Origin of the sequence: Cytobacillus citreus (assembly GCF_018343665.1) — a bacterium.
GTDB lineage: Bacteria > Bacillota > Bacilli > Bacillales > Cytobacillaceae > Cytobacillus > Cytobacillus citreus.
In genome coordinates this window covers 169,707-191,142 of the sequence record NZ_JAGYPM010000003.1, presented here as the reverse complement: position 1 = coordinate 191,142, position 21,436 = coordinate 169,707, and the positions used below count along the sequence as shown (strand labels likewise).

The following is a 21,436-nucleotide window of genomic DNA, read 5'->3' as shown; positions in this document are numbered from 1 at the left end:
GAAAGAGACTTCGAATAATTATCGCAGGAACAATTTGAACTTTGATTGTTTCGAAGGCGCTTCCGCATTTCATCTAAGATTATAAAGATAATCGATTTTTTTAATATAGTCAATTCTGGGGTTATATCCAAGCGATATTGGATGACCATAAATCTCTATTTCTTCCTTGGTTATTGACTTTCTACCTCCATCTTTCATTCTCTTCCAAAAAGTGAGTAAGTGAAGGGCTTCAAGTAGGAAAATTTCTTCAGTCATTGAAAATCGTAAAAGGACAAAGCAGATTCCTTTTTGCTGAATGATATTTTCCATATGTTTTACTTGGTGTTCATGAAAGTTTTTTAAAGGAAATGATGTTGGGTTTTGCGTCTCTTTCGCTTCAAAATCAATGTATCTTCCTTTATAAACACCATTATAATCAGTTGTTGATGCCTGCTTAAAGTATGCTTCTTTAATGACAGCAGCACTTCTTTTTGGATAATCTACTTGAACGATTTGAACAGGTGTTGGTTTTTTATGAATAGAAGCAATTCCATTTTTTAAATAATACTCATTTGTTTCGTTAATATCTTCCTCCAAAGTCATACCGCGATTACCGTAAGACCATTTTTTTTCTTTTTTAATCCCAATCGATTCCTTGTTTTTCGGTACAAATTTCTTGCCGTTAGGATAATGGAATTTCATTATGTTCACCTCACAAGCTATTACTTATCATAACAAATCTCGATAATTTTTGGTTGAATAAAAAGCACCGATTTGCAAATGTTAAGCAATATGCTTTTTTCGGAGGAAAAATAATGAAGCAATTCCATAAAAAAAAGTCATTAAAGCAACTAAATATTGATGAAATCGAATTAATCCAGCATATAAATGATCAAACAATGAAAAATAATGCTGATAATATTTCAAGAACGGATGCTTATTTTCACTTTTATAAACTTCATCCAGAAGTGCTGTGGTCATTTTTAGCAAGTATGGTATCTCGAAATGCTGGTTGGAATATGTGCGATCTTGAAGGAAATTGGTTTCCCAAAATAATAAAGAAGCAGGTTAGGAAAAAAATATTTTTAACTTATGAACGGGCAAATTGGCTTATTTTCCAGGATGCTTATCCTCAATTGCTTCTCTATCAATATTCGACGAAAATAAATCGGCCAATGTTTCATTTATTAAGATTTTTTCACGTTTCCAAATTTATGGAGAGAGAATGGGGAGTTTTTTGGGAAGAAAGAAATTATAAAAGGCTGTTAATATCTCAAATTATCAATGAACAAAACATCATTCATAAACCTGTTATTAAAAATCCAGTTTATAAAAAACGTGTTTTTCAATCTCTAATTTTTTTTCTTCAAGATTGGTTTCATTTTAGCGCGGTTATTTTTCCAACATGTGAAGGGAAGTTATATGGTTCAAGCGTGAATGGCTTTAAATCTCTTTCAAAAAGAATCGATCTTGGAAAAAGGCTTGCAGATATTTTGTTTGATAAGAAGTTATATCCTGCTTTTTATGAATTTGCTCTCAAAACAGTACATACAGGCTCTAGATACGATTATGAGTACTATTTTAAAAACAGACCAAATAGATCAACCCCTTTTTTACGGTGTACCTTTCCGGTGATTGATCATAAAAGGGATATTATTGAAGATTGGTCAAAAAATAAACGATTAAGAAGAAAATGGTTGAGTGTGAACGTAAAGGAAAAACATCCAATTGAAATGACGAAGTGGTATTTGAAAAAGCAAAGGCAATTGAAGAAGGCTATCTACATAAGCAAATTAATAAAATCTTAAATAATATTAGCTAAACGTTTTGGAAACTAATAAAGGCATATTTTTTTCAGTTAATGAATTGTCTAGCTGCGAACATCATCGGCTCTCAAATTTAAGAAATATTCAAGGAGGATTTCACGGACTCATCTTGATTATAGAGGCTGTGAGCCGCAGCTAAAGGAGGATAGCTTCAGTCCATACGCTCTTTAGGAGTGTACTCCACCTTTTCTATGTAGAAGGTCGGTTTGGACCTTCTAATTTTTTATCCCCATGACCAGATTTTGATTCTTCTAGTTTTTTTGGCTGATCTTTATTATGTTTTTCAGTTCTTTTCATAAGTCATGCACCTCCACATATTATTGTGTGCAATGCAGTTGCTTTCATTCTAATTGAGTATGTCGAATTGAGTATTGAGTACTAAAAAAATCTACTTTCTTTGGCGAAATCCTTCTAGTTTTGTCAGTGGTGAAGGAAAGTATTTAGAGAGGGCGAATAGAATAGGCATCAAGGTGAAAATTTTAAAAATTGAGATTGCTTATTTTAAGGAGGGCGAGAAGATGAATGAAAAAATAATGCCTAAAGAGGAATTGATAAATATGCTGACTGAAATTTACGATCAGCTAGAGGAGTTAGAGGATGCAATAGAGTCAACCTTTTCGAATGCCCGTCAAAAATGGCAAGATGATTGTACGATAAAAATGAGGCACTGCTCAGAGGTAATTCATTCACTCGAAATGAAAACCGCTAACCTTTATGATTTAAATGGAAAATTAGATAAAAAAGGTACTCATCATCATCCAGCAGGCATTAAGCTTGAACTTGGGTTTTAGTTACAATAGAATAGGGTCATTAAAGTAGCTTAATTCATTAAGCTACTTTTATTTTACCAATCAACAGTTTTTACTTTTTTATTATTCGGAGCTGATTAATAATGGATAAGCAGAATGAGCTTACAGCACTAACAAGACAGCTATTAAAGCGTATTAATAAAATGACAGAAATGTATTCAATGGTAAGGGAAACAGGAAAGAGTGGAGATTTTTATGAAGAAGTCAAACCTTTTGCTGACGAAGTAAAGTTAATTAATGACAAATGGAAAAATGAAGCAATAAAATGGGTTATAGCAACAAGGCCGAAAAACCTGTATCCCCAACAAATTGAATCTACACACGAACATCTAGAAACGATTTCAGTCCAAGCTTTTTTCCCGGAAACGAGTCGATCAAGATTTAAAAATTTAGTGGCATCATCGAATTATGTATTAAATCAAATGCTTCAGTTATTATTGATCGAAGAAATGGGCTCTCCGCCATCTTGATATAAGAGGTGAAGAGCCCTTCAAAATAGGTTCTGTATTGAATAGTTTTCTAGTTTTCTATAAGGAATGATTTAAGAGAAATCTGGTAGCTCTGCACCCTGTGCCTCGAGTTCACGAACAAGCTTACGATAAACTGAAATACAAATATCATCATGAATATAAGACCTTTTCGTAAAATCAAGCAATTCATTTACATTTTCTGGACTATAATTCCTTGTTTGAAGAAACTTCATTGTTAGTTCGTGAACATTCATTTTATTTCCCTCCTCATAATTGTCAGTCTCGCCATTCGTGTTAAGCTTTAGCCAACACCAGTTTTCTATAAACCATTTTAATGACGAAAATAAAGAAATAAGAGCTTAATTACTTTTTTATATCCTATCATAAAATAAGTAGTGATCATTATTTTTTTAATATTAAGACTTCCGACATGATTCCTCATTGTTAGACATCAATAGAAAGCGATTACAGGACATTCACATGATGGGCATTTTTTTCATAAATTATAGAAATAATTATGTGATTTTTTGGCTAGAGGAATGTTTAAGTTTATTAATCTGTTAAAGTGAGATTGGAAATTTCGATCAAGTCTCTTCATAGGAGTTCGCATAGAAAAACTAAGCATTGGCCGAAAAGACTTGGTGGACCCTAAGTTTTTCATATGAGTTTTACAGTAAGTAAAGGAGGAAACTAGCACATGTTCGGTCAAAGAGTACTTAGAGTACCAAATTTTTATATTAACCACTCTTACCCGGATTATCCATTTACAAATGAATCAGGATTTATATCCCAAAATTATTGGAGACAGCAGCAATTCCCTTATTATCCTGAAAATATTGCACCATTCAATCATCAATTTCAACGGCCGCCATTTTTCGGAAATCAGACTTTACACCCAGATACTTATCCATATGCTGCATCACAAAATATGATGCATAATCAATACCAAAATACAGGATATAAAATGCATCAAACAGGAATGCAAATGCCATCAAGCAACTATACTCAGAGTATTTTTCAAAATCCTTTGGAGCCAGAACAAAACCAAATGGTGCATTCTCAAAATCCATACATGTCCAACCCATACTTGAATCCATATCCGAAACAATCATTTATTCCAAAGCAGCCATCTGGTGTTCAATCAATAATGAATTCCTTTAAAGCACAGGATGGCTCAATCGATATTAATAAAATGATGAATACTGCTGGTCAAATGATGAATGCAGTTAATCAAGTCTCGTCTCTAGTAAAGGGATTGGGTGGTATGATTAAAGTATAGGAAAGTGAATATACATGGATGAAAATCCCTTATTACATGAACAAAAGTTGACCTACCCTGAGCGATAGTTCTGGCACGACGTATGACTATCAAATAGAGTAGGTCTTTGAGTTTTTTTAGAGTGATAAAGGTAAAATCATATATAGAATTATATGAATAAACTAAATTTTGCTGACAATTAATAAAAAAGAATGAAAAAATAGAGAAATAATAGCAGAGGAGGAAAAACATGTGTTACGAACGATACAACAAATTGTTATTATTTTCCTATTAATACTTTCTCTTGCTGCATTACCAATGATAATTGAAGTCAATTCTGTAGAGAAAAGTTTGGATTGGAATTTTGAAAAATTACCTGAGGTTTTTGGTGATTTTATTTCTGAAATCAGTAAGGGGAGTTTAGGTACCTATCAATTAGGGACACAGCGGCGTGCAATTGAAGAGGATATTGGAGATAATTTTTTTACAAGTTTAAAGATCATGCTCTTGGGTGTAAATGCAGCAGTTGTTATTAGCCTGTTTTTTGGAATTTTCATTAGTCGTTTTCATTTAACAAAAGTTTTTAATTTCATATTGAATATTTTATCAGCGATACCGGATTTTATTATCATCATAATGGCGATGATCCTTGCCGTAAAAATCTATAAGATGACAGGAATAAGAATAATGTCATTACGGCCAGATGCAGGAGCTTTAAACCTTTGGTTTCCGACGATTCTTGTCAGTATTGCCCCAACACTGTATTTATTTAAGCTTGTCACTGTTAAGAATTATCAAACAAGTAGTGAAGATTATATTAAAACTGCAGTAGCGAAAGGGATGAGCTTAAATTATATAAACTTTCAACATGTTTATAAAAATGTTGAGCCCTTTATTAAAGCAGAACTAGTTAAGGTCATATCATTAGCAATTGGAAATCTCTTTATTATCGAATACATAATGAATGTTTCGGGTATAACAAAATTTATTTTTCAGAGCAATGAGATACAGCCGATAGCTATCGGGCTATTTTCAATGCTGTTAATTTCAGGATTTGTTTATATTAGTGTCAGACTAGTATTCTATCTTTTCAAACGAGGATTTATTTATGAATAAACTTTATAAGTTTAATTCCTCTTTATATTTTGGAGTTTTTTTTGTATTTGTTTTAATCTTTCTTAGCTTATTTGGCCCGATGATGGCTCCATTCTCATTAACAGAATTGCTAGAAACTCAATATACGAATGGAAAAGTACTAGCACCTCCATTGGAACCGTTCGAAAATGCAAGCTATCCATTAGGGACAGATAAATGGGGCTATGATTTATTGACAATGGTATTGCACGGAATCCGTTATACTGTGTTCATTGCATTAGCAGTAACATGTATAAAAATGCTATTTGGCACGGTTTTTGGATTATATATTGGAACCTGGAAAAAAACCCCTAGCTGGGTTATTACCTTCGAGAATGCTTGGAGTTATGTTCCGTTGTTTCTAATATTATATTTTTTTATGAAACCGATTAGTTTTAATAGTAGTTTAGAAACAAGGGCTCTCGTCTTCTATTTTATTATTCTTGCTTCTGTAATCAGTATTCCAAGTATTGTTTCCTCCGTAAGATTGAAAACGAATGAATTGCATAAATCTGTATATATTGAGGCAGCAAATGTTCTAGGGGCTGGCAGAAACAGGTTAATTTGGAAGCATATTTTTCCTCAATTAAAGGAAACGATATTAGTTATGTTCATATTAGAAATTGTGTATGTCATAACGATAATGGGGCAGCTCGCACTAATGAATATTTTTGCTGGTGGAACAATTGTTAGGTTTGATCCTCTTATATATCTCTCCACTACGAAGGAGCTATCAGGATTAGTCGGACAAGCAAGGGGAAATATTTACGGGAATACTCATATACTAGTTGTCCCATTAATTATTTTATTATTTACGACAATTTCATTTAGTTTACTAGCAAATGGTTTGAAAAATCGCTTTCAATCAAACTATTCAAAAAGCCCATGGATAAGAACGGGACAAATACAAATATTAAAACCAATTAGGAAACAGTACAGTAATAAGCGGAATATTTGGAAGCCAAGTGGCGAAAGGCTTGCTCTCATGGGATTGCTCCTTATTTTTATTAGTGCAAGTGTATATGTTGTTGTAACAAAAGATAATGATGTTGGCGTTAAAAATTACAGCAAAGCTAAATATGATATTCAATTCGAAATGGATAAGAATGGTGTTTTTACCACAGAAGCGAATATACTTGTAAAAAATAAATCAGATCAAAAATGGGATGAACTCATTTTTTACTTTATTTCAAATGTATTTAAAAGAGGTCATCAGTTTCAATCCGTTAAGGGCTATTCCGAAATAAAAATGGGTGAAATCAAGGTCAATGGTGAAAAAGCTAAGTATAGTTTAGAAAAGGATACGCTGAAAATTAATCTTTCTGAAGCAATGAAAGATAAAAAAAAGTTTAATGTAAAAATCGATTATGAATTTACTGTTCCAGAGGAAGGTGTTCGCTTTTCGAAGGAAAAGGAAAATTATTATTTAGCACAATGGTATCCAATGCTTGCAACCTATCAAAAAGGGAAGTGGAATAAGGAGGAATATTCAGATGGGATTGAAACTTATCATACAGACTTTTCCGACTTTGAGATTGCATACAAGCTTCCTAAGGGGTATTCATTCATTTCATCTGCAGAGAAAGATCCACAGCTCAAAAATAATGAAGGTAAAGTAAAAATAAATAAAGTTAGAGACTTTTTCGTTGCAATCATAAAGGACATGGAAGTTCATGAGGCGCTTGCAAATGACGGAGTAAAAATTCGTATATTCACTAAAAATGATCATCATAAAGATTTGAAAGAAACAATGAACCATGCTAAAGACGCATTGTCGTTTTATCAGGAAAACATCGGAAAGTACCCTCATAAACAATTAGATATCATACTTGATAACGGCCTGTTTATGGAATATTCTGGTGTTATTACAATTAATCCTTATATTGAGGATACTTATTTTTATCGAAACGCAATTGTACATGAAATTGCCCATCAATATTTTTATGGTGTTGTCGCAAATGATCAGTATAATCAAGCTTGGGTTGACGAAGGGATAACTGAATTTGCAACCTCTATGTATTTTTATGCTGGTAAAAATCAAACCGAAAGACATGCTTTTAGTATTCCATATCGCCGTATGGAAAGAATCGCATCGTCAGAACCTCCTCTTGGGAGACAATATTCAAATGTTCCGTTAAATAAAATGAAGAATACTGGATTTATATATGGCCAACCTGCTGTTGAATTATTGAATTTGATGAAGGATAAGTATAGAGTGCAAGGAGAAGATGTCAAAGAGGTCAGTATGCAATTTCTTTCAGACTATTATCATCATTTTCAATACAAAGAAGTAGATACGAAAGAGTTCATCAGATTTACAAAAGTTTATTTCAACGTCCCTTCAGGGTATTTTAATCGTTGGCTTGATACATCATTTGAGTAACTTGGTTATCGCAAAGGCATCCGCCTAATGCTATATTTTAGCAGAAACTTAATCGAAATATTAATCTTGCTTTAGTACGTTGAATAATTTAAATATTCTTATTAACGAATAAAGAAACAAGCAGTCTATTGCTGCTTGTTTTTATTTGATTTCATCGATTATTATTTTCTTTCCTAACTGTTTCGGAATACGTATTTGTAAAAGCCCATTTTGATAAGTCGCTTTTACTTTACTTTCATTGATAGGTTGTGGAAGAGGTATTGTTCTGCTTGATCTTTGCATTGATTGCCGCCGTTTAACGATTTTTTGATTTTCATCCTCTTCAGTAAATAATTCATTTGAATTAACTGTAATAGTTATATAATTATCAAGCACATCAAGTTGAATTTGTTCACGATTTACACCAGGAAGTTCTGCAGTGATAATATGCTCACCCGCAGTCTCATGTACATCAATATGAAATGATGAATGAGATGGGAACGGGTTTTTAAAAAAATCATCCATCGTTTGTAATAAACCTTTTACAGGCTTCTCGTGGAAAAATTGATTCATTGATTTCATCAATTCGCCAAAAGGTTCATTTTTTGCCTTTCTTCCTTGATCACTCATATTTTCATCTCCAATCATGAATTAAATAAGGCACAACCACCATATTCTATGAACATAATTAGGTATTTGTTCCACATTAGGAAATTATAAATTGCCAGCGCAGAAGATAATTCGACATAGTTGCCAATTTTAGGAATTAAGTACGACGGACAGGATGTCCTAGTCGGGCGAATGCCACAGGACGTGGCATATATGAGCGCGATAAGTGCAACTACGCCTCTGTCTTCGCCTTTCCAAGGCTCGCCAATCGGCGAGTTTTCTTTAAAATTTATTTTATATTTTCCCAATATTGAACACTTCTTGACATAAGAAAAAACGTGATCTGCGTCACACTGTAAGTGTGAACTAAACGGTATGCTAAAGTCGTTCAATAATTAATGAGGAGGAATGATTCATGTTTTGCTACCAATGTGAGCAGACGCCAACTGGGGGATGTAAAGTAATCGGTGTTTGTGGAAAAGATGAAACAATAGCAAGCTTACAGGATATAATTATTTTTGGATTGAAGGGGATTGCTGCTTATCGTACACATGCGAACCAGTTGGAATATACAGATCCATTTGTCGATGCTACAACACATGAGGCCCTTTATTTAACATTAACTAATTCAAACTTTAATGTTCAGGAACATATAGAAATGGCGATGAAGGTCGGACGTTCTGCTGTTAGAGTAATGGAAATTCTTGATGAAGCCCATACTAAAAGACTTGGTATTCCACAACCGATCCGTGTTTCACAAAATAAAATTGAAGGTAAATGTATCATTGTTACAGGGCATAATTTATTTGCACTTGAAGAGCTATTAAAGCAAACAGAAGGAAAAGGTATCAATATTTATACCCACTCGGAAATGCTACCAGCACATGGCTATCCACAATTGAAAAAATATCCTCATTTGAAAGGGAATATTGGTAAAGCTTGGTATGACCAACGACGCTTATTTGCAAAGTTCCCGGGAGCGATTTTAGCAACAACGAACTGTGTGATGCCAATTAAAGGTACATATGCTGACCGCATGTTCTCCTATGAAGTAGCGGGTCTTGAAAATGTTTTGAAAATCGAAAATGATGATTTTAGCCCATTAATTAAAAGAGCATTAGAATTGCCTGAAGTAAGTATTGATTCAGATGAAACTTTATTGACAGGCTTCCATCATGAAACAGTATTAGGTCTTGCTCCCGAGGTCATTTCAGCAGTTAAAGAGGGAAAGATTAAAAGGTTCTTCGTTATTGCAGGGTGTGATGCACCGGGCAAGGGAGGAGAATACTATCGTGAATTAGCTACATCCTTGCCGCCAGAAACAGTTATTTTAACAACGTCTTGTGGGAAGTTCCGTTTTAATGATGTTGACTATGGAGTCGTACCTGGAACAAATATCCCAAGATATATAGATTTAGGCCAATGCAATAATTCTGGATCTACTGTAAAAATTGCAAAAGCATTAGCAGAGGCTTTTGAATGTGAAATTAATGAGCTGCCTGTAAGTATTGTGCTTTCATGGTTCGAACAGAAGGCAGTTGCCATCCTTTTAGGTTTGTTTAGCTTAGGAATCCAAGATATTCGTATTGGACCAAAAGCGCCAGAATTTATTTCAGAGGGAGTATTAAATGTCCTTCAAGAAACCTTTAATTTAAAATTAATTGGCACAGCTCAAGAAGACATGCAAGAAATGCTGCAATTATCATAGCCTTTCAAAGAGAGAAGAACCATAGTTGTCAAATGGGTTCTTCTCTTTTTAAACTAAAAAATTTCCTCTAACAGTCGGTCAGGATCAATAATAATATTCCCTGCTGAGTCTGTTTCAATTAAATGGTCTTTCCTTAGCTTTGTTAATGTTCTACTCATGGTTTCTCTCGTCGTTCCAATCATATTGGCAAGATCCTTATTGGTGAATTCAGATTTTAACAGATACAGTCTTTCATCCATTTCTTCCCCATGATTTTTTGCCAAACGGACAAGCAGCTTAATAATTTGTTCATACGTATTATTAAGTATTTGCGACTCTAATCTTTCTTGTAAATCAACGATTTTTTCCCCAAGCACTTTAAATACTTTAATACACAGCTCTGGATTATCAATTAATACTTTTTCAAATAGATCAATAGGGACAACGACTAATGTTGAATTTTCTAGCACTTCAGAAAAAGCAGGATACCCGCCTTTACGGAAGAAGCCAACATGTGGAAACATCTCGCCATTTTTCATAATTGCTACAATTTGCTCTTTCCCATTAATATCACTTTTATAAATTTTTATCCGTCCACTTTGTATAAAATATACATTTTCTAGTGGGTCATCCTGCATAAAGACATGACTGCCTTTTTTCCATTCTCTAGAGATAGAGATTTCGATAATTTTTTCCATTTCTGAATCACTTAAGTCTCGAAAAAGAGTAAATTGAGACAGTACTTTTTTTATTTCTAAATTAATCATCTTTTCACCTCTGAAGGTAAAACCATTATTGCTAATATTGTAACAAAAAAGACATATGAAAGAAGTGTTTTTAAACTCTAAGAATATGAATGTTCTATGAAGAAAAAGAAGAGATGCTCCCTCTTTTACAACGAACGCTTATTCGCTAGAATAGTAGTATGAGGTGAATACAATGAAAGTACGGAAAAACTTGAATGAAATCATGAAGGAAATGAAAGAATCAGATCCTGTTAAACATAATATCGTTCATTGGCACACAATTGATGAAAAAGAGGCAAATACTGCAGATCTTCCAATGAATTTACATCCTTCTCTAAAAGAGGCATTACAAAAAAGGGGAATCACAAGTCTATATACACATCAAAAATTAGCATATGATACGGCTATGAAAGGGAAAAGTCTTGTTGCAGTTACTCCAACAGCTTCTGGGAAAACGTTATGCTACAATCTTCCAGTTTTGCAAACGGTCATAAATGATCCAAGTTCAAGAGCACTTTATATGTTTCCAACAAAAGCTTTAGCACAGGATCAAAAAAGTGAAATAAACGAAATCATTGAAGATTCAGGATTGGCGATAAACAGTTATACATATGATGGAGACACTCCATCAAATATACGCCAGAAGGTTCGGAAAGCAGGCCATGTCGTGATAACAAATCCTGATATGCTGCATTCTGCCATCTTGCCTCATCATACAAAATGGGTTTCCTTATTCGAGAACTTGAAGTTTGTTATTATTGATGAACTTCATATTTATAGAGGTGTTTTTGGAAGCCATGTAGCAAATGTTATAAGACGTTTGCAAAGAATTTGCCGTTTTTACGGGAGCGATCCAATTTTTATTTGTACATCAGCGACTATAGCAAATCCATTAGAGCTTGCTGAAAAGCTTACAGAAAAATCAGTTGAATTAATCAATAATAATGGAGCGCCAAGCGGAAGAAAGCATTTTGTTTTTTATAATCCTCCGATTGTCAATAAGCCATTAAATATTAGAAGAAGTGCTACTTTAGAAGCTAGAATGCTTGCTGCTAGCCTTTTGGTAAACAAAATCCAGACGATTACTTTTGCCAGGAGCCGAGTTAGAGTTGAAATTTTGCTGACCTATTTACAGGATTTAATCAAGCATAAATTAGGTCCGAAAGCAATTCGAGGTTATCGAGGAGGTTATTTGCCAACGGAGAGGAGAGAAATTGAGAAAGGCCTTCGATCAGGTGAAATTTATGGTGTAGTTAGTACGAATGCACTTGAACTAGGTATGGATATCGGACAACTTCAGGTATGTATTATGACCGGCTTTCCGGGGACGATTGCAAGCTCTTGGCAGCAAGCTGGACGAGCAGGGCGCAGGCATGGGGAATCCCTTGTTATTATGATAGCAAGCAGCAGTCCGCTTGATCAGTATGTTATTCAGAACCCGGATTATTTTTTCAAAAGAAGCCCAGAAACAGCAAGAATAAATCCTGATAACTTAATCATTTTAATTGATCACATAAAATGTGCGGCATATGAGCTCCCATTTAAAGTCGGAGAGCCATTTGGTTCATTTGAAACAGATGAGGTTCTAGAATACTTAGCAGAAGAAAGTATCCTTTTTCAAAATGGAGAAAAATATTATTGGATGAATGATTCATTTCCTGCCCATAATATTAGTCTTCGTTCTGCCTCACAAGAAAATGTTGTCATAATAGATCAATCTGATATCGCGAATGTGAAAGTGATTGGAGAAATGGATCAATTTTCTGCTATGACATTACTTCATGATGAGGCTATTTATCTTCACCAAGGTACGCAATATCAAGTAGAGAAGCTTGATTGGGAGGAGAAAAAAGCGTTCGTTAGAGAGGTTAATGTTGATTACTTCACAGATGCTAATCTTGCAGTTCAGCTCAAGGTTCTTGAACAAGACAAGCATCGGTTTACAGCTTCGGGAGAGATAGGCTATGGAGATGTGAGTGTCATAGCAATGGCAACACTTTTTAAAAAAATCAAGTTTGAAACTCACGAAAATATTGGTTCAGGGCCGATTACTTTGCCTGAGGCAGAGCTGCATACAAGTTCTACATGGTTTTCTTTAAATGAGGAATTTTTACAGAATGATCGAGGACGTTTGGAGCAGGGGCTAATAGGTGCAGCTCATGCGTTAAGACATATTGCACCACTATTTGTAATGTGTGATCCTCAAGATATTCATGTAGTTCCTCAAGTGAAAGCTGAACATAATGAAAAGCCGACGATTTTCTTCTATGATCGGTATCCTGGTGGGGTTGGATTAAGTGAAAAGGTATATGAAGGATTCGAACATGTTCTGATGGAAGCAGAAGAAATGGTGAATAGGTGTCAATGTGATATTGGCTGTCCTTCCTGTATTGGGACAGACATGTCTTTGGGCACAGCTAAAAGAGATGTGCAAAGTATTTTAGCAAGTTTCACAAATATGAAGATTCGCACTGGTGGAAATCATGTCAATTAAAAGCAAGCTAAATAGATTAAAACCACATTTGTCGATTGATCGTACAGAAAAGGAAAAATTTCAATGCATTCACCTAGAAGAAATCCCTTTTATAGATTCTTGGACAAAAGAGGGGGTATCCCCATATTATTTCGATGGAGCCTACTGCCTTGTTCGAGAGAAAGAATTCCCAATCGATCAAAAACACGGTATTTATTCTTTTTCTCAATTCTCAGATGCAGTTGAAGCGTGGAATTCTTCATATATAGATCATCCTCTTTCTGCAGCGGGCTATAAGCCAGAAAACTTTTTTTTCTTTGATACTGAGACAACGGGCCTAGGAGGAGGGGTAGGCAATACGATCTTTATCCTTGGACATGCAAGCTTAATTGAAAACAAGGTAAAGCTAAAACAACATATTTTGCCCCATCCAGGTGCAGAAATTCCCTTGTATAAAAGCTTTCTTGATAGTGTTGATTATAGAACAATGGCTACATATAACGGAAAGTCATTTGATTGGCCTCAAGTTAAGACAAGGCATACGCTGATCAAGGAACATGTACCAAAGCTTCCTCCTTTTGGTCATTTTGATCTATATCATGCTTCAAGAAGAATGTGGAAACATAAACTGGATAGAATGAAGCTTTCGATCGTAGAACAGGAAGTACTAGGGGTAGAAAGGAAGGATGATCTTCCAGGCTATCTTGCACCGATGATTTATTTTGATTTTGTGGAAAGAAAAGATCCAGAAGGTATGATTGGTATTTTAAAGCATAATGAAACTGATATTTTATCACTCATTAGTCTATATACTCATCTTTCTTTTCAAATACTTCGACTTGATAAGAAACAGACTGCCAGGGAAATTTATGAAGTTGGAAGGTGGTTTTCACATTTGGGGGATTCAGCTTCTGCAAGAGAAGCATTTTCAAATATTTCACAAGGGGATAACCTTGATTCACTTTATGCTAAACATGCGCTAGCTTATGAGTATAAAAAGCAAAAAAAATGGACGGAAGCGGAACAGTTATGGAAGGAGATCGCAGACGCAGGAAATAACAAAGTAATGTTGGAGGCCTGCATTGAGCTTGCAAAAATCTATGAACACCGTAAGAAAAACTACAGAGAAGCACTCATTTATACAGAAATGGCTAAATCAATTTCCCATACTGTAGAGAATAAAAAATCACCATTCTCAGAAGAAGACATTATGAAACGATTTACGAGACTTTTAAAAAAAAGCTGTGTAAAAGCTCAGTGACGATTATGCTACTTTGTTGTTGATTGGAGAGAAAGGCGCGAAACTCTTCAAAAATGCATTGGCATTTTATCGGCTAATAGTAAAATTTAAGTTTATTAACGTACTAAAATAAAGTGTGTGTTCAATGAAATAACTGCTAATGCGGTGTTTAATCAAGGATGTTTATTCAATATTCTGCGAGAGAAGCGAGTCAAAGAAAGACCTAGCAGGAGCGAAAGCGATGAGGTGGCTACCGGATTGTCCGCAATCGCTTAGTACCTGCAGCGGAAATCAACAAGGAAGTTTAGCATAGACAAAAAAATAAAAAAACAATATATTAATGTTTTCACATAGCATCCACTAATTTCCTAGTTGTATGTAGATAAGGAAAGCTGTAAAATGTGTAATTGTGTACAGAATGGAAAATAGTGAGGCAGATAACATGTATAAAGCAATTTTATTCCTGTTTTTTTTCGTGGTTTTATTTACAGCTATTCTTTTTTCAAACATGAAAGACGGTTTTTATAGCATGTTTTAGTAATCGGCAATCGAGAATATTTTCATGAATGTTTATTTATACTTTCTAATAGGTAAATGTGTAGTATTATAAAAATAGGTATAAATTAGGTTTTTTCATTAGTACAAGAATCCCTTTTTCGACATAGGCTATTAATGTAAATAATTTATTGTAGAAAGGGGATCTTTACATGTATTGTGGACCAAGACCAACTCATGTTTTGCCTGCGATTGTTCATCCAACAAAATGTTGTGTTAACAATACTTTCCAAAACAATATCGTCCCACATATTCATCCTAGTCATACAACTAATGTTAACCACACTCATTTTCAACATGTGCACTCATTTCCACACACTCAATCAGTTGTGAATGAAGTGACAAATCAGCAGTTTGTTGCAGCACCTGGACCATATCCTGGCGGTTATGGCGGAGCCGGAGGATATGGTGTTCCAAGACCAGGCATGTTCGGTGGGGGACCATTTTATTGAAAGTAAAAACGCTGACAAGGGCATTGTTGCCCTTGTTATTTTATTTTATTAAATAATAATTGAGGTTTAAAAATGGCTAATATTGCGGTTGTATCTGGTTACAAACCATATGAGATTGGCATATTTAAAAACGATGATCCTGCTGTTTTGTTTATAAAAAGGGCCATAAAAGCCAATCTTATTTCCTTATTAGAAGAAGGTCTGGAATGGGTAATGATTAGCGGGCAGCTAGGAACAGAATTATGGGCAGCAGAAGTAGTTTTTGATTTACAGCTAGAAGGCTTTAATGATTTAAAGCTAGCAGTTATTACTCCATTTTTGAATCAGGAAGAATCTTGGAAAGAATCGAATAGAGAATGGTACGAATCAATAATCGTTCAAGCTGATTTTGTCGATTCTGTTTCTCGAAAACCTTATGAAAATTCTTGGCAATTTCGCCTCAAAAACAAATTTTTTATTCAGAAAAGCGATGTGCTGCTTTTATTTTATGATACTGAAAAAGAAGGTAGTCCGAAGTACATATATGAAGAAGCAAAAAAAGAGCAGGAGAAGAATGAATACGAGATCCGATTGATAAATTTCGATGATTTACAAGTGCTTGTTGAAGAAGAACAGATGAAACTTATGGATGATTAAAAATTAATTCAAAAGAAAAATTGACAAAAATGCATATCTTTGAAAAAATAGTGTTGATGATGGTATTACTAGAGGTGATTATCATGCTTTCTGATAAAGTGAAATTAACAGCAAAAGATATTTTGGAAAAAGAGTTTAAAACTGCAATGCGCGGCTACAAGCCAGAAGAAGTAGATAAATTTTTGGATTGGGTCATAAAGGATTATGAGACATTTCATCAGGAAATTGAAGATTTGCAACAAGAAAATATGCGATTAAGAAAACAGCTTGAAGATACTTCAAGGCGCCCAGCTACGCAAACAGCGGGAACTACTAATTTCGATATACTAAAACGGCTATCCAATTTAGAAAAGCATGTTTTTGGCAGTAAATTGTACGATTGATGAAATTTTCCTCAATTTCAAGCTGAAAACCATTGCTATTCACACGAAAGTTACATATAATAACTTTTGTCATCATTAATAGCGTTCGGGTAATCGCTGTAATGAGCGTAAGTGAATTGCAGAGGAAAGTCCATGCTCGCACGGGCTGAGATGTCCGTAGTGTTCGTGCCTAGTGAAATCATAAGCTAGGGCAGCCATTTGCTTGGCTGACGGCAGGGAAAATGCCTAAGTCCATTACTGGATATGGCATGAATACCTTGAAAGTGCCACAGTGACGTAGCCTTTTCAGAAATGAAAAGGGTGGAACGAGGTAAACCCCACGAGCGAGAAACCCAAATTATGGTAGGGGCACTTTCTCTAAGGAAATGAACGAGGAGAAGGACAGGTTAACCTGTAGATAGATGATTACCACCTAAGTACGAGACCTAAGGTCGTTTGCAGTACACAGGTACAAAACATGGCTTACAGAACGTTATTAGTGAGATTAATAATTGAGATGAGTGCTCTCCTAAAAGGAGAGCTTTTCTTATTTTATAGGAAATTATAATTTTCGCTATCTGTTGATAACTTGAGATATAGTTTATCTACGTTCAGCTTCAGCGCCTACCTCCTCGAGGTCACAAGCCAATCCTCCCAGAAAGGTAAAGAGCACCTTTCCGAGAGGCTCGTCTTGTGCTTGTCGGAGGTGAGCAAGGCGCTTGCGCATTTGTTCTTTTTGTACAGTTTATTTTATGTCGATTTAATGACAGCATTTTTTCATTGATAAGGTGAAGATAAGGCTATTCTTGTATATTGGATAAAATACATATATGATAATAAACGAATGATTTGAAATAAGTCGACATGACAATATATAGCAAATAGGGACGAGAAAAATGAAATTATCTGACATTGTAATAAACCATATGCAGGAAGGAGTCATCATTTTAAACAAGGATTTTAACATCACGTCATTAAATCCAGCGGCGAAAAAGATCACACTTTTTCAAGATGAGGATGCAGCAGGGATTGATTTCGCTTCTTTGTTTAAAAAGATGAATGATTTTCTCACAATTAAATTTTCCCTCCAACAATTGGGTAATTGGGAGGGTGAAGTTCAAAAGAAAAGAAAAAATGGTGAATTATATTCAGAATGGATGTTGATCCGAACATTTTCTGAAAAAGGAGCAGATGATCCCCAATATATCGTTATTTTCTGCGATAATACTCAACAAAAGATATCGCAAAATGAAAAAAAGCTAGCAGAAAAGGTTCTTGAAAATACAAGTGAAGGTGTTATGATTACGGATAAAAACAGCAGGATTATTTCTGTAAATCCTGCCTTTGAAATCGTTACGGGATATAGTAATGAAGAAGTAGTAGGAAAGAATCCAAATATTCTCCAATCAGGAATCCACGATGTATTATTCTACAAAAATATGTGGAAACAAATTAATGATATTGGTTATTGGAAAGGTGAAATTTGGAATAAACGCAAAAGTGGAGAAGTTTTTCCGGAATGGATAACAATTAGCTCTATTAAAGATGAACATGGCAATATTAATAACTTTGTTGCGGTTTTTACAGATATTACAGATAGGAAACATGCTGAAGATCAGCTTAGGTACCTAGCACATCATGATTCCCTTACTGGGGTAGCAAACCGTTATAGTTTAAATAAGCGTCTCGAAGGATTATTACATACAGCACAAAAATATAAGCAGCTGCTCGCCATTCTTTTTCTTGATTTAGATAGATTCAAGCAAATAAATGATACACTAGGCCATAATTATGGGGATATGCTCTTAAAGAATAAAGGGGATCATAAAAAATAAAGATATGATTGCCCGCCTTGGTGGAGATGAGTTTGTCATTGTATTACCTAATATTAAGCATCCAAGGGAAGCTGTTCATATTGCAGAAGGAATAATTGAAGCATTATCAAAATCATTTCTGCTAAACGGTCAGGAAGTTTTTGTTACAACGAGTATCGGAATCAGTTTATATCCATTGGATGGAAATGATATAGAGTCATTGTTACGAAATGCAGATAAAGCGATGTACGAGGCAAAATATAGTGGGAGAAATCAGTTTGAGCTTTACCATACAGAAATGCATCGAAACGAATCTAAAAAAATGATAATGGAAAATAATTTACGGCGAGCATTAGAGCGTAATGAAATATATCTTGTGTATCACCCTGTAATGGATGCAAACACGAATGAAATCGTAAGTGTAGAAGCATTAGTCAGATGGAAACAAAAGCAATTAGGTGTGATTCCACCTTCAGAATTTATTCCACTAGCTGAAGAATCAGGCTTAATTATTCCTATAAGTGAATGGATTATCCAAAAAGCTTGTGAAGATTTGAAAATGATACATTTACATGGAAAACCTAAACTAAGAATGAGTATCAATATATCAGCCATTCATTTTAATCAGGAAAACTTTGTGAAATCCATTGATGACATCATTCAAAAGACTAATGTTAATCCTAATTATATTGATTTTGAATTAACAGAGAGTATGATTATGCCAAAAGCAAATGAATCTGTCGATAAACTAGTAAAATTAAAGCAGCTTGGAATAAAATTATCTATAGATGATTTTGGAACCGGATATTCTTCATTAAGTTATTTGAATCGCTTTCCACTTGATATCTTAAAAATTGATAAAAGTTTTATAGGCGGTTTGTTGGATTATAAGGAAGATTGCTCAATTGTTGAGGCAATTATTACTATGGCTCATCGACTGCATCTCAAGGTGATAGCTGAGGGTGTAGAAAACAAAAAACAATATGAGTTTCTTAAAAAAGAAAATTGTGATTATATTCAAGGATTTTATTTTTCTAAACCTATCCCTTTTCATAAGCTAATGACCTTTTTTGAAAGTTGGGATCAGGAATTCATTAAATAGGGTGAAACGTTCATGAAGTATGATTTAATTGCAACATCTGCAATGGGGCTTGAAGCTTTAGTTGCTAAAGAAGTGCGTGCTCTAGGGTATGATTGTGAAGTTGAAAATGGGAGAATTACATATAAAGGCGATGCTCTTGCAATTGCCCGTTCTAATATGTGGCTGAGAACAGCTGATAGAATAAAAATAAAAATCGGTGAATTCAAGGCAACTACATTTGATGAGCTCTTTGAAAAAACGAAATCATTGCCATGGGAAAATTATTTGCCAGAGAATGCGGAGTTTCCGGTTACAGGGAAATCTGTCAAATCAAAGCTGTTTAGTGTTTCTGACTGTCAGGCAATCGTAAAAAAGGCAATCGTCGAAAGAATGAGATCTCATTATAAAAAAACGGGTTGGTTTGAAGAAAATGGACCTTTATTCAAAATCGAAGTTGCTCTTCATAAAGATATAGCCTTAATTTCAATAGATGCAAGTGGAAGCGGACTGCATAAACGGGGATACAGAGCTGGACAGGGGGAAGCACCTTTAAAAGAAACACTTGCAGCTGCCCTTGTTATGCTTACAAATTGGACACCAGAGAAACCTTTTGTCGATCCATTCTGCGGATCGGGTACTATTCCAATCGAAGCTGTATTAATTGGGCAAAATATTGCACCAGGATTTAATCGAGAATTTGTTTCAGAGTCGTGGAATTGGATACCGGAAAAAGTATGGGAAGAAGTAAGAATTGAAACGGAAGATTTAGCGAAATATGATCAGCCACTTGATATTACAGGCACAGATATTGATCACCGCATGGTCAAAATTGCTCAAGAAAATGCTTTTGAAGCTGGTTTAGGAGAGTTAATTAGTTTCAAGCAAATGCAAGTGAAGGATTTTACAACAACTAAGGAATATGGAGTAATCGTTGGGAATCCGCCGTATGGTGAAAGACTTGGAGAGAAAGAAGCTGTACAGAAAATGTATGAAGAGATGGGAAAAACATTTTCCTCACTTGATACTTGGTCCATTTATATACTCACTTCGAATGAAGAATTTGAAAAATATTACGGAAATCCAGCAACAAAAAAACGAAAGTTATTTAATGGATTTATCCGCACAGATTATTATCAATATTGGGGAAAAAGACCGCCAAAAGCTAGGCAGTAGTTTATCGCAGATTAACGGGCAGTAAGACCCCCACTTCAATGATTCGAGTAAAACAATGAAGAGTAAGTGGGGGATCAACTGCCCGTAAAGGCCTGATAAGTTCAACTAACAATCAGTGGGGGATGAGGAAAACCCCCACTGATTGAAGTTTCACTTTATGGAAGACTTTCGATTGCTTCCGACAAATAAAAAATAAAACTGCAATTTTCTTTGCATACGTTTTCCTGACCTTGAATATTATATACTTATCATCAAAAAAGGTCAGGAGGGCTATTCATTGAATCAACCCATTATAGATTTTAATAAAATATCACAGGCTTTAACCGATACGATCGAAGCAATTAAAGATGAAAAGGATTTATCCTTAACGGCTCTCGAGCAGCTGAAAAATGCTCAGCATGATCTCCAGCAGGCAATATCTTTTTCATTTTCATCAATACAAAAATAAGAAAAGCGAAAGTGCCTTTGGATCAATCAAAATTCAGATTGATTCTGGGATGATTATTCGGATAGACTTCCTTATGGAGCAAGTCATTGCTCTATCTCGAGAAAATTTTTACTTGTTTATTCATTAAAACAAGGTTTTCTTACTTGAATCTGGCAGTCAGTCAGATTCTTTTTTTTCTTACTTGACACTTTTATTATTTACGATAAAATGATTGATGTTCTTTTGTTTAATAATGATTAAATGATACAGTTATGAAATAAGCGCTTTTCTAGAAAAGGCTAGCTTCAGCGCCTAGGGGCTCGCCGACTAAGAACGCAACGTC

19 protein-coding genes, 1 other RNA gene and 1 pseudogene are annotated in these 21,436 nt (G+C 34.7%); 17 read left to right on the top strand and 4 right to left on the bottom strand.

Annotated features, from left to right (window positions below):
- Positions 1-69: 69 nt before the first annotated feature.
- Positions 70-681, bottom strand: a complete 612-nt coding sequence (gene recU, locus KHA94_RS12480) for a Holliday junction resolvase RecU (RefSeq protein WP_213102468.1) — start codon at positions 679-681, stop codon at positions 70-72.
- A gap of 113 nt (positions 682-794) precedes the next feature.
- On the opposite strand from recU, the gene KHA94_RS12475 reads away from it, so the two are divergent.
- The 3 genes from KHA94_RS12475 (at position 795) to KHA94_RS12465 (ending at position 3,084) form a co-directional block, all read left to right on the top strand.
- The gene (locus tag KHA94_RS12475; protein WP_213102467.1) at positions 795-1,787 is read left to right on the top strand and encodes a DUF2515 domain-containing protein; all 993 of its coding nucleotides are present in this window, start codon (positions 795-797) and stop codon (positions 1,785-1,787) included.
- Positions 1,788-2,323: 536 nt separating this feature from the next.
- Positions 2,324-2,596, top strand: a complete 273-nt coding sequence (locus KHA94_RS12470) for a hypothetical protein (protein ID WP_213102466.1) — start codon at positions 2,324-2,326, stop codon at positions 2,594-2,596.
- Between the two features lie 101 nt (positions 2,597-2,697).
- Positions 2,698-3,084: a YppE family protein gene (locus KHA94_RS12465; RefSeq protein WP_213102465.1), complete on the top strand. Its 387-nt coding sequence runs from the start codon at positions 2,698-2,700 to the stop codon at positions 3,082-3,084.
- Positions 3,085-3,155: 71 nt separating this feature from the next.
- On the opposite strand, the gene KHA94_RS12460 is transcribed toward KHA94_RS12465, so the two are convergent.
- Positions 3,156-3,338 carry a YppF family protein gene (locus KHA94_RS12460; RefSeq protein WP_213102464.1) on the bottom strand — a complete coding sequence of 61 codons (183 nt, stop codon included), beginning with the start codon at positions 3,336-3,338 and terminating at the stop codon, positions 3,156-3,158.
- Between the two features lie 443 nt (positions 3,339-3,781).
- On the opposite strand from KHA94_RS12460, the gene KHA94_RS25950 reads away from it, so the two are divergent.
- The 3 genes from KHA94_RS25950 to KHA94_RS12445 all read left to right on the top strand — a co-directional run bounded on the left by KHA94_RS25950 (position 3,782) and on the right by KHA94_RS12445 (position 7,859).
- The gene (locus tag KHA94_RS25950; protein ID WP_249365489.1) at positions 3,782-4,363 is read left to right on the top strand and encodes a YppG family protein; all 582 of its coding nucleotides are present in this window, start codon (positions 3,782-3,784) and stop codon (positions 4,361-4,363) included.
- A gap of 231 nt (positions 4,364-4,594) precedes the next feature.
- Complete coding sequence (locus KHA94_RS12450; protein WP_213102463.1) at positions 4,595-5,458, top strand: ABC transporter permease subunit; 864 nt, start codon at positions 4,595-4,597, stop codon at positions 5,456-5,458.
- Entirely contained in the window at positions 5,451-7,859 is a 2,409-nt protein-coding gene (locus KHA94_RS12445) for an ABC transporter permease subunit (RefSeq protein WP_213102462.1), read from the top strand. Before KHA94_RS12450 ends, KHA94_RS12445 begins: the two co-directional genes overlap by 8 nt.
- Positions 7,860-8,000: 141 nt before the next feature.
- Here the strand turns inward: KHA94_RS12445 and KHA94_RS12440 are convergent, their stop codons facing one another.
- Entirely contained in the window at positions 8,001-8,468 is a 468-nt protein-coding gene (locus KHA94_RS12440) for an Hsp20/alpha crystallin family protein (protein ID WP_213102461.1), read from the bottom strand.
- 394 nt (positions 8,469-8,862) lie between these two features.
- Between KHA94_RS12440 and hcp the strand changes: the two genes are divergently transcribed.
- On the top strand, positions 8,863-10,155 hold the full coding sequence (gene hcp / locus KHA94_RS12435; protein ID WP_213102460.1) for a hydroxylamine reductase: 1,293 nt from the start codon (positions 8,863-8,865) through the stop codon (positions 10,153-10,155).
- 53 nt (positions 10,156-10,208) lie between these two features.
- On the opposite strand, the gene KHA94_RS12430 is transcribed toward hcp, so the two are convergent.
- On the bottom strand, positions 10,209-10,901 hold the full coding sequence (locus KHA94_RS12430; protein WP_213102459.1) for a Crp/Fnr family transcriptional regulator: 693 nt from the start codon (positions 10,899-10,901) through the stop codon (positions 10,209-10,211).
- Positions 10,902-11,073: 172 nt separating this feature from the next.
- Here KHA94_RS12430 and KHA94_RS12425 point away from each other — a divergent pair, with 172 nt between their 5' ends.
- The 10 genes and pseudogenes from KHA94_RS12425 to KHA94_RS12385 all read left to right on the top strand — a co-directional run bounded on the left by KHA94_RS12425 (position 11,074) and on the right by KHA94_RS12385 (position 21,114).
- Positions 11,074-13,374 (top strand): DEAD/DEAH box helicase, encoded by a 2,301-nt coding sequence (locus tag KHA94_RS12425; protein WP_213102458.1) that lies wholly within the window; start codon positions 11,074-11,076, stop codon positions 13,372-13,374.
- Positions 13,364-14,614 carry a ribonuclease H-like domain-containing protein gene (locus KHA94_RS12420; protein WP_213102457.1) on the top strand — a complete coding sequence of 417 codons (1,251 nt, stop codon included), beginning with the start codon at positions 13,364-13,366 and terminating at the stop codon, positions 14,612-14,614. Before KHA94_RS12425 ends, KHA94_RS12420 begins: the two co-directional genes overlap by 11 nt.
- A gap of 686 nt (positions 14,615-15,300) precedes the next feature.
- Complete coding sequence (locus KHA94_RS12415; RefSeq protein ID WP_213102456.1) at positions 15,301-15,600, top strand: CotD family spore coat protein; 300 nt, start codon at positions 15,301-15,303, stop codon at positions 15,598-15,600.
- A gap of 72 nt (positions 15,601-15,672) precedes the next feature.
- Entirely contained in the window at positions 15,673-16,236 is a 564-nt protein-coding gene (locus tag KHA94_RS12410) for an SLOG family protein (protein ID WP_213102455.1), read from the top strand.
- A gap of 83 nt (positions 16,237-16,319) precedes the next feature.
- Positions 16,320-16,619, top strand: coding sequence for a cell division regulator GpsB (gene gpsB, locus KHA94_RS12405; protein WP_057771310.1), 300 nt, complete (start codon positions 16,320-16,322; stop codon positions 16,617-16,619).
- An 81-nt stretch (positions 16,620-16,700) separates the two neighbouring features.
- Positions 16,701-17,089, top strand: an RNA gene (gene rnpB, locus KHA94_RS12400) — RNase P RNA component class B.
- Between the two features lie 405 nt (positions 17,090-17,494).
- Positions 17,495-18,635: pseudogene (locus tag KHA94_RS26520) on the top strand (diguanylate cyclase domain-containing protein); the annotation flags it as partial.
- A 21-nt stretch (positions 18,636-18,656) separates the two neighbouring features.
- A complete protein-coding gene (locus KHA94_RS26515) occupies positions 18,657-19,514 on the top strand; it encodes a putative bifunctional diguanylate cyclase/phosphodiesterase (protein WP_338030791.1) in 858 nt (285 codons plus the stop codon).
- A gap of 12 nt (positions 19,515-19,526) precedes the next feature.
- On the top strand, positions 19,527-20,666 hold the full coding sequence (locus KHA94_RS12390; RefSeq protein ID WP_249365487.1) for a THUMP domain-containing class I SAM-dependent RNA methyltransferase: 1,140 nt from the start codon (positions 19,527-19,529) through the stop codon (positions 20,664-20,666).
- A gap of 277 nt (positions 20,667-20,943) precedes the next feature.
- A complete protein-coding gene (locus tag KHA94_RS12385; protein WP_213102454.1) occupies positions 20,944-21,114 on the top strand; it encodes a hypothetical protein in 171 nt (56 codons plus the stop codon).
- Positions 21,115-21,436 lie beyond the last annotated feature (322 nt).